The organism is Bacillus sp. FSL E2-0195, from assembly GCF_038003645.1.
Classification (GTDB): Bacteria; Bacillota; Bacilli; order Bacillales; family Bacillaceae_G; genus Bacillus_A; species Bacillus_A mycoides.
In genome coordinates, this window is the sequence record NZ_JBBOPN010000001.1 from 2988253 (window position 1) to 3001222 (window position 12970).

Annotated in this window: 13 protein-coding genes; 2 read left to right on the top strand and 11 right to left on the bottom strand. The window is 36.3% G+C overall.

The annotated features are described in order from the left end of the window. Positions 1 to 84 precede the first annotated feature (84 nt). Together MHH59_RS15430 and MHH59_RS15435 are read right to left on the bottom strand one after the other, a co-directional pair. Positions 85 to 2241 (bottom strand): peptidoglycan D,D-transpeptidase FtsI family protein, encoded by a 2157-nt coding sequence (locus tag MHH59_RS15430; RefSeq protein ID WP_193388593.1) that lies wholly within the window; start codon positions 2239 to 2241, stop codon positions 85 to 87. A 257-nt stretch (positions 2242 to 2498) separates the two neighbouring features. Next, positions 2499 to 3227 (bottom strand): NAD-dependent protein deacylase, encoded by a 729-nt coding sequence (locus MHH59_RS15435; protein WP_340851697.1) that lies wholly within the window; start codon positions 3225 to 3227, stop codon positions 2499 to 2501. Between the two features lie 41 nt (positions 3228 to 3268). On the opposite strand from MHH59_RS15435, the gene MHH59_RS15440 reads away from it, so the two are divergent. Further along, positions 3269 to 3547 (top strand): DNA cytosine methyltransferase, encoded by a 279-nt coding sequence (locus MHH59_RS15440; RefSeq protein ID WP_078214177.1) that lies wholly within the window; start codon positions 3269 to 3271, stop codon positions 3545 to 3547. Between the two features lie 225 nt (positions 3548 to 3772). Further along, the gene (locus tag MHH59_RS15445; protein WP_002127991.1) at positions 3773 to 5260 is read left to right on the top strand and encodes a peptide MFS transporter; all 1488 of its coding nucleotides are present in this window, start codon (positions 3773 to 3775) and stop codon (positions 5258 to 5260) included. A gap of 497 nt (positions 5261 to 5757) precedes the next feature. On the opposite strand, the gene pcp is transcribed toward MHH59_RS15445, so the two are convergent. The 9 genes from pcp to MHH59_RS15490 form a co-directional block, all read right to left on the bottom strand. Beyond that, on the bottom strand, positions 5758 to 6405 hold the full coding sequence (gene pcp, locus MHH59_RS15450; protein ID WP_002127993.1) for a pyroglutamyl-peptidase I: 648 nt from the start codon (positions 6403 to 6405) through the stop codon (positions 5758 to 5760). A 16-nt stretch (positions 6406 to 6421) separates the two neighbouring features. Continuing rightward, positions 6422 to 7384, bottom strand: a complete 963-nt coding sequence (locus tag MHH59_RS15455; protein WP_001021656.1) for a DUF979 domain-containing protein — start codon at positions 7382 to 7384, stop codon at positions 6422 to 6424. A 1-nt stretch (position 7385) separates the two neighbouring features. Continuing rightward, positions 7386 to 8081: a DUF969 domain-containing protein gene (locus MHH59_RS15460; protein WP_000593391.1), complete on the bottom strand. Its 696-nt coding sequence runs from the start codon at positions 8079 to 8081 to the stop codon at positions 7386 to 7388. Between the two features lie 22 nt (positions 8082 to 8103). Further along, complete coding sequence (gene pxpA, locus MHH59_RS15465; protein ID WP_340851699.1) at positions 8104 to 8865, bottom strand: 5-oxoprolinase subunit PxpA; 762 nt, start codon at positions 8863 to 8865, stop codon at positions 8104 to 8106. A gap of 18 nt (positions 8866 to 8883) precedes the next feature. Next, a complete protein-coding gene (locus MHH59_RS15470; RefSeq protein WP_340851701.1) occupies positions 8884 to 9873 on the bottom strand; it encodes a 5-oxoprolinase subunit C family protein in 990 nt (329 codons plus the stop codon). After that, positions 9864 to 10577, bottom strand: coding sequence for a 5-oxoprolinase subunit PxpB (gene pxpB, locus MHH59_RS15475; RefSeq protein WP_078206994.1), 714 nt, complete (start codon positions 10575 to 10577; stop codon positions 9864 to 9866). The genes MHH59_RS15470 and pxpB overlap by 10 nt, the downstream gene beginning before the upstream one ends. A 14-nt stretch (positions 10578 to 10591) precedes the next feature. Continuing rightward, positions 10592 to 11344, bottom strand: a complete 753-nt coding sequence (locus tag MHH59_RS15480; protein WP_002137090.1) for an IclR family transcriptional regulator — start codon at positions 11342 to 11344, stop codon at positions 10592 to 10594. Positions 11345 to 11500: 156 nt separating this feature from the next. Further along, entirely contained in the window at positions 11501 to 12052 is a 552-nt protein-coding gene (lepB, locus tag MHH59_RS15485; protein WP_002013664.1) for a signal peptidase I, read from the bottom strand. 23 nt (positions 12053 to 12075) lie between these two features. Further along, positions 12076 to 12753, bottom strand: a complete 678-nt coding sequence (locus MHH59_RS15490; protein ID WP_340851704.1) for a copper homeostasis protein CutC — start codon at positions 12751 to 12753, stop codon at positions 12076 to 12078. Positions 12754 to 12970: the final 217 nt, after the last annotated feature.

A 12970-nucleotide genomic window follows, 5' to 3' on the forward strand; every position in this document is an offset into this window, starting at 1 on the left:
TTTCAACTCAAAAATATATCACTGCACCTGTTCATTTGCGCAGTGATATGCTACAATTTGAAGTTTTTATTGTGCCTTACTCGGCTATTGTGCTACTGGGACTGGACTTGCACCCGATCTCTGCGTTTTTAAGTCAAAATATGCATCCAAAACCTCTTTACCAATTGCAGAATTAATACCTGATTTATCATTATTTACCCATGGCACAACAACAGAAAAAGCAACTTCCGGATCAGCATCATATGGCGCATACCCGGCGAGAGTTAAATTATAACATTTTTTTCGATAGTTGTTTTCATCTCTTCCAATATCACTTTCTCCACCGTACACTGTTTCTGCTGTTCCTGTTTTCCCAGCCGGTTTATACGGTAAACCTTTAAAAGTTCCAGCACCGGTCCCATCTACCTCTTGGAAAACTCTTCTAAACCCTTCTTTCACATGATTTATATATGAAAGATCCATATCCACTCGATTTAACACGACTGGTTCCATCGATTGCATAACTTTCCCGACTTCCTCTGGTCTATTCGGTTGCTCTCTAATTTCTTGTACAATTTGTGGTTTCATTCGGTAACCACCATTTGCAATCGTTGACATATATTGCGCAAGCTGAAGCGGCGTATATGTATCATATTGTCCAATGGCATAGTCAAGTAAAAAACCAGGTATATTATCTGTTCTACCCATTTGACCAATCGATTCATTTGGAAGGTCAATACCGGTTGGTACACCTAAACCAAATTGTCTAAAGTAATAGCGCATTTTATTGAATGTTTCTTGCCTAATATCTAACGGATTGTTTGGTACATAATCAATCCCCGCAATCTTTAACGCCGTATTAAACATGTAGACATTGGATGAAACTTGCAATGCTCTTAAATCATCAATATCTCCAAAGTCTTTCCACGATTTCTTCGGCTTCGAACTTCCTTTAAAGTACATTGGTGCATCCAAGAAATGCGTATATGGCTTAATCGCTTCTGTTTGATATCCCGCTAATACCGTAGCTCCTTTCACCGTTGATCCTAACTCGTAAGAACTTATCATCGTTCCTAAAGCGTAGTCTTCTATTTGCATCCCGCCATCTTTATTTACAATTTTCTTTCCTGCTAATGATAGAATTTGACCATTTTTCGGATTCATCATAACGACGAATGCACGATCCATCATCGGTTCAGAAGAATGAAATGCCCTTAAATTCCTTTCAAGACTTTCCTCCACCTTTTTCTGTAAATCCATATCAACTGTTAACATTAAATTATTTCCACTTTTTCCTTTTGTCACTTTTTCAGTCCGAATAATATTTCCAGCTTTATCCGTAATATTTTTAGACTGTTCTTTCGTTCCATGTAACACATCTTCGTATTGTTTTTCGATGTAACTCTTACCAATACGATCATTTCGGTTATAATCTCGCACTAAATAATAGTCTAATTGCTCCCTTGGTAATCCCTCATTCTCAGTAGAAACACTACCAAGTACAGAACGTAGTATTTTGTCATTTGGATATTCGCGCTCCCAATCCACAGTCGTATCTACGCCTGGCAAGCTCGATAATCCTTCACTCACTACTGCATATTCATTTTGACTTACATCTTTTTTGACGATTTGTGGCGTCATTTTATATCCCGCATTCATTTTGCTTTTAATTGCTAGTACTTCTATATCCTCTTTCGAAAGCTCGTTTAATTCTTCTTGTGTAATTCTTTCTCGTCTCAACTCTTCTACTTTCTTATCTAAGTCTTTCCCTTCTATTTCCTGTTTCCTAAATTTACTCTCATCTTCTTTCGTTACTTTTGTTGCTGCACGTTTTTCATTTAACTGCATCCAAAAGTCTTTTTTATCTGTCTCTGTTAACTTGTCCATATCTTCTTGCGGCATTTCAATTAGCTTTGCTAAATTTCTTGCCACTATTAAAACCTCTTTTGAGTCCACTCCTTTCATCTTCGTATATGTAACAGTTCGTAACGGTTTATTATTTACAATAACTTTCCCTTCCCGGTCAAACATCTTCCCTCTCGGAACTGGAGTACTCACCGTTACATCTTCCTTTTTATTCACTTCATTTCGATACGTTTCTCCGTCGATGATTTGTACTTTACCTAATTGAATAATAATAGCTGAAAATAAAAGAAAAACGATAAAAAATAGTACATTTAACCGAAATGGAATATGAGTCTTTTTCTTTTTCGACTGTTTCTGTTTCTCCTTTTTCTGTCTCATTTTGCTCCCTCGCTTCATTCTATTAACATTTCTCTACATAGAACATACGTTCACTACAGTGCAATCAAATACATCATTATGTATCAAATTTAATTTTATGATATATATAGAATTTTATATTAATTACAAAAGAAATAAAAGATTTAATTTTCAGTTTTTGTATTTTATATCCTATTTATTACCATTCCCCTTAATACGCAATAACATGAATATAATTCATACAAAAAAACTGAGGTGGACATCATCCACCTCAGTTTCTTTACGAAAACAAAAACTTATTTAATCGAAGATAACCCTTTGGCAAATTCACCAATCTTATTTTGAAAAATAAAATCAAAATTGTATTCTTGTCCCGTTAATTCTTCATTTACTAAAATTGTTGTTGCGCCTACTTCCCTCTTTGCGATTTCTGGGAATGACGCGACAGGCTGTACTTTGAGTGACGTCCCCATTACAAGAAGTACATCTGTTTCATATAAACGTTTGATCGCATTTTGATACTGAGGTAACGTATCTCCGTATAAAACAACATCTGGATTTAGTATGAAATTACACTTCTCACAACGCGGCACTTCATGATCAATCATATATTGTAAATCATACCCCGTTTTACACTTTGGACAATGCGCTGTTTGCAGTGTTCCATGTAAATCAATTACATGTTTACTACCACCTACTTGATGTAAACCATCAATATTTTGCGTTAAAATCGTTATGTCTTTTCCTTGTTCTTCTATCTCTGCTAAAAAGCGATGCCCAAGATTTGGTTTATATTGATGAAACGTATTAATTTGAAAGATTTCTTTATAATGCTTCCAAAACTCTTTCGAATTTCTATTATAATAGCCTCTCGACAAATACATCTCTATATTCGCATCAGCATATAATCCATTTGCTGAACGAAAATCAGGGATTCCACTTTCCGTACTTGCACCAGCCCCTGTTAACACTGTAATTTTCTTTGCTTTTTCTAATATCGAACGTACTTCCTCATATTGCTGCACAAAAATCACCTCTATGTATTTTCCTATACTTATTATACCAGTTGTTTACAGTAGGTGTTGTACAATTCGGTTTACTTACTACGTTTCATTATCTAAACCCAAACCAATTTAATGGTGTAAGAAAGTTATATTGGGATCAACCATCCTACACTATCACTTCTCATATTGCAAAGGATGGTAGAGAGTTTATTCATCCACAAGAAAATAGAAGGTTAACCGTTCGAGAATGCTTAAGATTAATGAGTGTTCCAGATACATACGTTATTCCGCCTCATATACCATTAAATCAACAATATACACTTATTTTAGTAATGGCGTAGCATTCTTAATAGCTAAAGCACTCTCACAATCAATTCTGGATTGTTTAGAGGTAGATTCAGTGAAAGGTGTGTCTAATGAGTAAATGACGATTTTTCAATTCATTTAGAAAGCAGCCAGAAGGCTGCTTTTCTTCATCGACGGGCTTAGATAGTTATGGACTACTGGGAACCTCTTAAGTTATACTTGTATAATATAAAAAATTAATAAGGGGTAATATTAACATTATGAAAGAAAAAAACGAACTTGTTCAAAGTATTCCTCAAACAGGATTTTTTGGGCATCCAAAAGGATTATTCTCTTTATTCTTCACTGAGTTTTGGGAAAGGTTTTCTCATTACGGGATGAGAGCTATTTTACTGTATTATATGTACTATTCGGTCTCAAAAGGTGGATTAGGAATTGATCAATCTACCGCAACCTCGATAATGGCAATTTACGGTTCCTTACTGTTCATGTCTAGTATTATCGGTGGATGGATATCGGATCGTTTATTTGGTCCAAGTAAAACCGTATTCTTTGGTGGCGTTTTAATTATGATTGGCCATCTTATTTTAGCTTTACCGGGTAGTAAAAGTGCGTTATTTATCTCTATGGTCTTCTTAGTTCTAGGAACAGGGTTGTTAAAGCCTAACATATCGAACATCGTAGGAAGTTTATACAGTGAAACAGATGCGCGTCGTGACTCAGGGTTCAGTATATTCTACATGGGTATTAACTTAGGTGCCTTACTTGCACCTTTAGTTGTCGGAACATTAGGTCAGCAATATAATTTCCACCTTGGTTTTGGAGTTGCGGCAATTGGTATGGCAATTGGGTTAGGGGTATTTGTTGGAACAAAAAAGAAAAACCTTGGTCTAATCGGTACACAAGTACCTAATCCATTATCAGATTCGGAAAGAAAAAAGACTATTAAGTATTTCAGTGTTGGTCTGGTTGTATTAATATTGCTAGGTGTGGTTACAATTCCAACTGGGTTGTTAACTATAAATCGTTTTACATTCCTGATTAGTATCTTAGGGATTGTTATTCCAGCCTATTATTTCATTTATATGTATCGTAGTCCTAAAACAACAAAAATAGAGCAATCTCGTCTTCTTGCGTATATACCACTCTTTATTGCAGCTACAATATTTTGGTCTATACAAGAACAAGGTGCTATTATCTTAGCGACATACGCGGATCAACGAACTCAATTACAGTTCAATGGAATTACATTGCATTCCGCTTGGTTCCAATCATTAAGTCCAATCTTTATCGTAACGCTTGCACCGATTTTTGCATGGATTTGGATAAAGTTAGGCAAGAAGCAGCCTTCAACGGCAAAAAAATTCGCTATTGGATTGCTATTTGCAGGTTTATCATTCTTAGTTATGATTATTCCGGCTTTAATCAACGGTACTCACTCTTTAGTGAACCCTATGTGGTTAGTCCTTAGCTTCTTTTTAATTGTAATTGGAGAAGTTTGTTTATCTCCTTCAGGGTTATCAATAACGACGAAGCTGGCTCCAGCTGCTTTCTCTTCGCAAACCATGAGCTTATGGTTCTTATCAACTGCGTCTGCGCAAGCAATAAATGCCCAAGTTGTTAAACTGTATAATCCTGCAACAGAATCAATTTACTTTGGTGTTATTGGTGCTATCTCCATTTTAGTTAGCATCCTGCTGTTTGCATTATCATCAAAAATCCAAAGTTTCATGAAGGGACTTCAATAACGGTCTCTTATTGAAATAAACAAATACAAGTTTCTATGTGAAGAGTAGCCAAACGGGTTACTCTTTTTTGTAAAGGTTAGATAAATATTGCATTCTTACCGTACTTATATTTAAATTTATCAGTTTTGAAAAATCATAGTACAATTAACAATTCTGATGATTATCTCTTACCCAGTTATACTTTACTAATGGAAAAAATTCACTCTGTTTGTTTTACATAAAAATGGTGTGATATTTTTATCACACCATTTTAAAATCATTACTTTGTATATCTTTGAGTTTATCAGAACTTAACTTTTTATCCATTCATATAGACGAAAATTCTACATCATTAAGAAACTGTTTAAAAAGTTGCCTTTTATTTGGAACAATTCCATATTTGTTAGAATACTCCCATTGCAACCTTTCCCTTTATATTCTATACTGCATCTTCAATTACAAAATACAAACACACAAAGAGGGCTGCATCAGCCCTCTTTAATTAACATGCTTTTTACTTAATGCGTCGCACCGCCGCACGCTACAATATCTACTTCCACTTCCGTCGCTACCTCAATTGCCAACTCTATCCCTTTACGAATCGTAGAAAGTGACATACTCGGTTGCCCTGGATAATTGCTCGCTTGCTCTGGCAAGAACGGAATATGAACAAATCCGCCTTTTATTTTCTTATCATGTTTCTCTAGTTCGTGCATGAGACCATAGAATAAATGATTACAAACGAATGTACCTGCGGTTTGTGAAACAGATGACGGTATACCTTCTTCGCGAAGTTTTTTCACGATTGCTTTCATCGGAAGTGTAGACCAATACGCAATAGGTCCTTCTTCTACAACCGGCATATCCACCGGCTTGTTCCCTTCATTATCAGCAATTCTTGCATCATCAACATTAATTGCTATTCGCTCTATCGTAACATCTGGTCTGCCCCCAGCTTGTCCAATACATATAATAATGTCAGGCGACAACTCTTCTATATACGCTTTTAATACTTGTATCGATTTATGAAATACCGTTGGAACTTGTTTACTTATAATCTTGTATTCTCCAATTGTTTTTTCATGTAAACTTTTTGCGACTTCCCAAGCTGGGTTGATGCTTTCTCCGCCAAACGGATCAAATCCTGTTACTAATACTGTTTTCATAGTTTCACTCTCCTAATTAGAAACGATATACAAGGCCGTACATTATAAACATATTTATAATGAAAATGGACAGAGCAATTGGTACTTGCGCCTTAATGACAGCATTCTTATCTTTCAATTCTAAGAGCATTGCCGGAACGATGTTAAAGTTTGCCGCCATTGGAGTAATCAGTGTTCCGCAATATCCAGCAAACATACCGAGTGCTGCCATAATTGCTGGGTTCCCGCCGTGCATTTGAACAATTAAAGGCAAGCCAATTCCGCCAGTAATAACCGCAAACGCAGCGAAAGCATTTCCCATTACAACTGTGAATAGCATCATTCCTAAACAGTACGCCATAACAGCAACGAATGGATACTCTGTTGGTAACACTTGTCCGACTAAATCAGAAACGACCTGGCCAACGCCAGATTTTGCGAAAATACCGCCAAGCGCTGCTAACATTTGTGGTAAAATAACAGCCCAGCCGACAGCCTGTAGTAATCTGCTTCCTTCTTGAACAGGCGTTGTTATTTTCGCTTTTGTAATACGCATCGCTGCAACGAATGCGAGTAATGCACCTAACGCTAATGCAACTAACGTTACTTTATCAGGATCAACAAGAGAGACATTTCCCCATTTGATTTTCCCTAATGTCAGTGTACCGATAATTGTAAAAATAGGTATTAACAGTGCAGGCATAAAAATTTTATTCTTTAATTTCTCAGCATGTTTCACACGTTCTTGCACTGGTACTTCTTTCTCCTCGGATTTTGTTACTTTATTTAATGAAGCTAACACGACCATAGCGAGTACGATACAGCCAACGTAAAACGAAGGTATTACATTTCCAAATAAAAATGTAACTGCAAACAATGCCCAAAATAAGCTAGAACCGAATCGGTTTGGATGTTCACGATCAAATGCAATACGAACAGCGATAAATGCAACGATTATTCCTAATACATAATAAATTGTATCCATTGTTATGATGTTCATCTTATATAGCCTCCTTCTCTTGTTTTTCTTCTGCCTTCATTGTTTTCTCTATATACTTATCAAACCTTCTAAACCTAATCCAGCTCACAATAAGGGCAGATATCGCAGTTGGAATACCCCAAAGTGCCATATCCCATACACCGACATGCATACCTACTGAATCGAAGAACCCTTTCATTAATAAAATGGCACCAGTTGCGATGAAAATATCCTCTCCGAAAAACCAAGCTGTATTTTCCGCAGCTGCTGCGTTTGCTTTAATCTTTTCTCTCAATTTTTCAGGGAGTTTACCATATTTACCTTGTGCAGCTCCTTCTGCCATTGGCGCAACTAGCGGTCTCACTGTTTGCGCATGACCACCGATATTAAGTCCAAGTGCTGCTGATGATTCTCTTATCGTAAAATATGACATTAATACTCTTCCAGTTGTTGCTCCTTTTGATTTCGTTATAAGTGCTTCTGCTCTTTCTTTTAAACCGTAACGCTCTAAAATTCCGATTACCGGTAAAGTTAATATGATTGGCATAGACATATATCTGTTTTCTATGAAAAATTTACCGAACATGCTAATCACATCATAAAAGCTTAAGCCTGAAACCATACCAGTAACAATACCCGCAACCATTACTACTAACAGTGTATTTAATCTAAATAAAAACCCAACTGCAACAAGTAGTATCCCAATTAATTTAATCATTTCCAGCACTTCCCCTCATTTATTATTTCGGTGCACTTATAGAAACACCGTTAAGTTCGAATGTTCTGTATATTTTTTTCGCAAATTGTACTGCTTTCTCTCCGTCCCCGTGTAAACATATCGTTTGCGCCTGAACTGCTACTTTCTCCCCATTAACCGATTCTACATACCCTTCCTTCACCATTTGAAGTACTTGTTTTATTGCTTCATCTTCATTTTTTATAAGAGCATTTTCTTCTGTACGGCTCGTTAAAGTTCCATCCTGCTTATACGTACGATCAGCAAAAGCTTCTTGTACGAGAGTTATATTATATTTTTCTGTTGCCTTTATAAATGCCTCACTATTCGCTAATCCGTAAAGTAATAATCCAGGGTTAATATGATAAATTGCTTTTGCGATTGCATCCGCAATTTCCGAATCAGTTGCCGCCATATTATATAAGGCACCGTGCGGTTTTACATGTTGCATTTTCCCTCCGGCAGCTCTAACAAATCCTTCTAATGCGCCAATTTGATATAAAACATAATCGTACACTTCACTTGCTGAAACGTGCATATTCCTTCTTCCAAATCCAATTAAATCAGGAAATCCAGGATGCGCTCCTATTGCTACGTTATGCTGCAGAGCTTTTTCAACCGTTTGCCTCATAACGGCCGGATCACCCGCATGAAAACCACAAGCAACGTTTATAGAGGAAACGAACGGAAGAATTTCATCATCATTCCCCATTTTATAAGCTCCAAAACTTTCTCCTAAATCACAGTTCAAATCGATTGTAGTCACGATGTTTTCCTCCTAATCTCAGCTTCGTAAAGCGATGAATTTCTTTAATAGACTCATACTTGTTTCCTGCTTTATATATAATTGTGCAGCGTCTTCCATAGTTATTTTTTCAAAAGTTACATAGTCTCCTGGTTTCAGCTGCGCTAGAAGAGGTAAATCTACTGAAATTACATTTCCAATTCTCGGATAACCACCTGTCGTTTGTCTATCCGCCATTAATATAATAGGCTGTCCACCATTTGGTACTTGAATTGTTCCGAATGTAACTGGGCTCGATAAAATTTCTATCTCTTCAACTCTATTTAAAACATCTCCGTCAAGCCTATATCCCATGCGATCAGCATAATTGGACACTTTATACTCTTTTGAAAAAAACGACTTTATACTTTCTTCTGTAAATTGATCATATTCAAAGTCTGTTATGACGCGAAGAATAGGATGCTTCTTATATTTTGGTAAAGCATTGTTACAAATTGCCCACTTCGTTTTTATACGCTTTTCTTCTTGTAAATTTTGAATGAAACGACTCCCAACTTCTGCCCCTGTACCAATTTGAAAATAATCTCCTTTTTTCAGCATTCTCCCTTCAATACCGCCAAGAGCAGCACGTATGTAAGTACTTTTACTTCCCATCGTACGATTAATATTTATACCGCCCGCAAAAGTCACATATGCTCTGCAACCGCTTTTCGCTTTTCCGAGGCAAAGCATGCTTCCTTCTTCAGCTAATATAGGGTGCCATAATGGAATGCGTTCTCCATTTAATAACGGTTCCATATCCGCACCGCCAATCGCGAGCAATGTCGTTTTCTTTATTAACAATTTAGGTCCCATTATTGTAATTTCGAGTCCAGCCTCATTCTCCTCATTACCTACTAACATATTAATCATCCTGAGCGCATTTTTATCCATAGCCCCGCCAACAGGTACACCGTATTGTTGATAATGAAATCGTCCTAAATCTTGGACTGTTGTAAACATTCCTGCATGCAAAATCTCTACATCCATTCTTTAGCCCCCTCAAGCGATACGTACTCTCCTTTTGTTATTGGTATAAATCGTAAATACATACCACTTTGAATATATGTTGGTGTTTCTTCTTTTGGATTAAATAAAGAAATAGGTGTTCGGCCGATAATATTCCAGCCTCCTGGTGTTTCAAGCGGATAAATACCCGTTTGATTTCCGCCAATCCCTACTGAACCAGGAGCGATTTGTAACCGTGGTGTTTCTTTTCTAGGTGTTTCTAGTTCTTTTGATAATCCCCCTAAATAAGGGAATCCAGGTGTAAAACCTAACATGTACACGAAATATGTTGTTTCACTATGTATTCGAATAACATCCTCTACTTGTAATCCTTGATAATGCGCAACTTCTTCTAAATCAGGTCCATATTCTCCCCCGTAACACACTGGTATAGAAATATGTTTCACATCTCGGTTCACTTCTTCTTTATAAGAATCAGACAGCTCCCGTATATACTGGCAAACGTAATCATATGGTCTTATATTTCTATCATTTTCCTTCCATACTTCGTACAAATTGTAGTACACCGCTAATGAAGTAAACGACGGAACGCATTCAACCATTCCTGCAAATGGATGCCGCCTCAGCGCTTGAAATAACCGTTGCACTTTTTCGTATATATCCATCCCAATTTCTTCACCAAATGTAACAATAATTGCTTGATCCCCTAACGCAGAAAATTTCATCCCACTCCCTCTTTCTATGCCAAAAAGCCGAGTTCTTTCGAAATGCGGTATGCTGTTTCTTTCACTTTCGCAGTAAAATATGAAATGTTACTTTCGCTATACTCAATTGCTAATCCCGAAATACTAATGCCGGCTACAACCGTTCCATCACTTGCAAAAATTGGTGCTGCTATAGCCGCTGTATGATTTTCTAATTCAGAATAACTAATTGTATATCCAGCTTGTTTTGCCATATGTAATACTTCTAACAAATGCTCCTTATTCACAATCGTTCCATCTGCAAACTGCTTTAAATCCGTTTCCTCTATGTACTTTCTTTTCTCTTCCTCAGAAAAATACGATAGTAAAATTCTCGGACATGCACCCGCATACAGTGGAGCCCTTCTTCCAACCGCCGTATAAACACGTACTGGCTGAGCTCCTTCCATCTTCTCAACATAAATCGCGTCATTACCATCTTGAATAATTAAATTTACTGCTTGCCCTAAACTATCTCTAAGCTCTTTCATATAAGGAATCGCAATATTTCTTACGGATAACCTTTGTGAAACAAGTTGACCAAATCGTAAAAAAACGACTCCGAGACGATACTTGCCCTTTTCTGTTTTTTGTAAAAAGTCCATTTCTTCTAACGAGCCAATTAAACGATAAACAGATGTTTTCGGCATATTCGTAAGCTGAACCATCTCTGTCAAACTTAGCTCCTCATGCTCATAAAACAACTCTAAAATATCCATTGTCTTAACTGCCGTTTTATTTATACTCATTCTATCTCCTTCTCGTTCCGAATTTCGGAACTTCAATTCCGTTTTTCGAAACAAACATATAATTTAAAATTATAAAATATTCTTTCAATTCTATCAATATTTTTTTACAAACAAAAAAAGTATGGAAGAATATTTCTCCCATACTTTCGCTTTACTTTATAACGCTCTCACTTGTTTCAACGGCCAGAAAACAGCTTGTCCTTTTCCGACAATTTCATCTTCTGAAATAAATCCAAACATACGACCGTCTTTAGAAACTTCACGATTATCTCCTAAAACAAACACTTGGCCTTCTGGCACTTTCGTTTTCCCTGTGATTTGTTCTAACGTAAAATCAGGAGTTAATACACGACCAGACGCCTTTTCTTTAAATTCTTTTAAATACGGTTCTTCCATCGCTTTTCCGTTTACATATAAAACATCATCTTTATACTCAACTGTATCACCCGGTAAACCAATTACTCGTTTTACTAAATCGTACCCTTCTTTTCCGTGGAAGACGATAACGTCAAAACGGTCTAATCCACTTATACTATAACCAATCTTATTCACGAGAACTCGTTCGTTATTTTCTAAAGTGGGCATCATCGATTCCCCTTGTACTAATGAAGGTGTAAATAAAACACCGCGAATAATAGCGATTAATACAAGGGTAAATCCTATCGTTTTAGCCCATGAGAATAATTCTTTCTTCGTATTTTCCTTCATCGTTTCTCCTCTTTCTTAAGTGTTTATTTTATTATTTGAACTAATTCTTGTACTAAATTAGGATCAATTTCAGAAAAACATGATTTCCCTTCTCTTACCGCTGTACCGACATGAGCTTGAGAAATTCCAGTTTCATCTAGCAATTGCTTTACATTCTCTTTCGTTACTCCACTTCCGACAACAAGCTGTATATTCCCTTCACTTTCCTTCTGCATCTCTCGAAGCACCGGAATATTATCTACTACATTTCCTTGTCCGCCTGAAGTTAAAACGTGAGTAACTTTATTGAATTTCTTCAAAACTTTCATCGCTTCTACTGGATTTTCTGTATCATCTATCGCACGATGATACGTTACATTTATTCCATCCACAACAGATAATATATCTGCTAATTTCTCTTCATCAACTTCATTTTGTACGTTTAATACACCTAATACAACACCAGCAGCTCCAAGATTTTGAGCAACTACAATATCTTCTTTCATCATTTCAATTTCTTCTTCCGTATATGTAAAAGACTTCGCATGCGGACGAATCATAACATGAACTGGTATTTGCACTGCATCTACTGCTTTTTTTATAAAAGCATAGCTCGGTGTTAAACCACCTTCTGTATATGATGAAATGAGTTCAATTCGATTTCCACCAGCCTTTTCAATTCGCTTCACATCTTCTAAACAAGTTGCAATAACCTCTAGCATGAGATAACCTCTTTTCGTACTTTTTTCTTATTATACAGTAGGTGAAATAAGAAACATAGCATTCCACTATAAAACTATAAAAAGAAGAATGAAAAGAAAGATTTATTGAATTGATAATAAATATCATATATGTTATGTTTTTCTTAAAATTATACATTCTTATATTCTTATAAAAGGATAGAAATATATACTTCTTACAAAAAAACGGTTCGTTATC

Coding starts and splice junctions, on each gene's coding strand:
- MHH59_RS15430 (WP_193388593.1), bottom strand. CDS start 2,241: ATGAAGCGAGGGAGCAAAATGAGACAGAAAAAGGAGAAACAGAAACAG.
- pxpB (WP_078206994.1), bottom strand. CDS start 10,577: ATGAAATTTTCTGCGTTAGGGGATCAAGCAATTATTGTTACATTTGGT.
- MHH59_RS15490 (WP_340851704.1), bottom strand. CDS start 12,753: ATGCTAGAGGTTATTGCAACTTGTTTAGAAGATGTGAAGCGAATTGAA.
- lepB (WP_002013664.1), bottom strand. CDS start 12,052: ATGAAGGAAAATACGAAGAAAGAATTATTCTCATGGGCTAAAACGATA.
- MHH59_RS15480 (WP_002137090.1), bottom strand. CDS start 11,344: ATGAGTATAAATAAAACGGCAGTTAAGACAATGGATATTTTAGAGTTG.
- MHH59_RS15445 (WP_002127991.1), top strand. CDS start 3,773: ATGAAAGAAAAAAACGAACTTGTTCAAAGTATTCCTCAAACAGGATTT.
- pcp (WP_002127993.1), bottom strand. CDS start 6,405: ATGAAAACAGTATTAGTAACAGGATTTGATCCGTTTGGCGGAGAAAGC.
- MHH59_RS15460 (WP_000593391.1), bottom strand. CDS start 8,081: ATGATTAAATTAATTGGGATACTACTTGTTGCAGTTGGGTTTTTATTT.
- MHH59_RS15455 (WP_001021656.1), bottom strand. CDS start 7,384: ATGAACATCATAACAATGGATACAATTTATTATGTATTAGGAATAATC.
- MHH59_RS15470 (WP_340851701.1), bottom strand. CDS start 9,873: ATGGATGTAGAGATTTTGCATGCAGGAATGTTTACAACAGTCCAAGAT.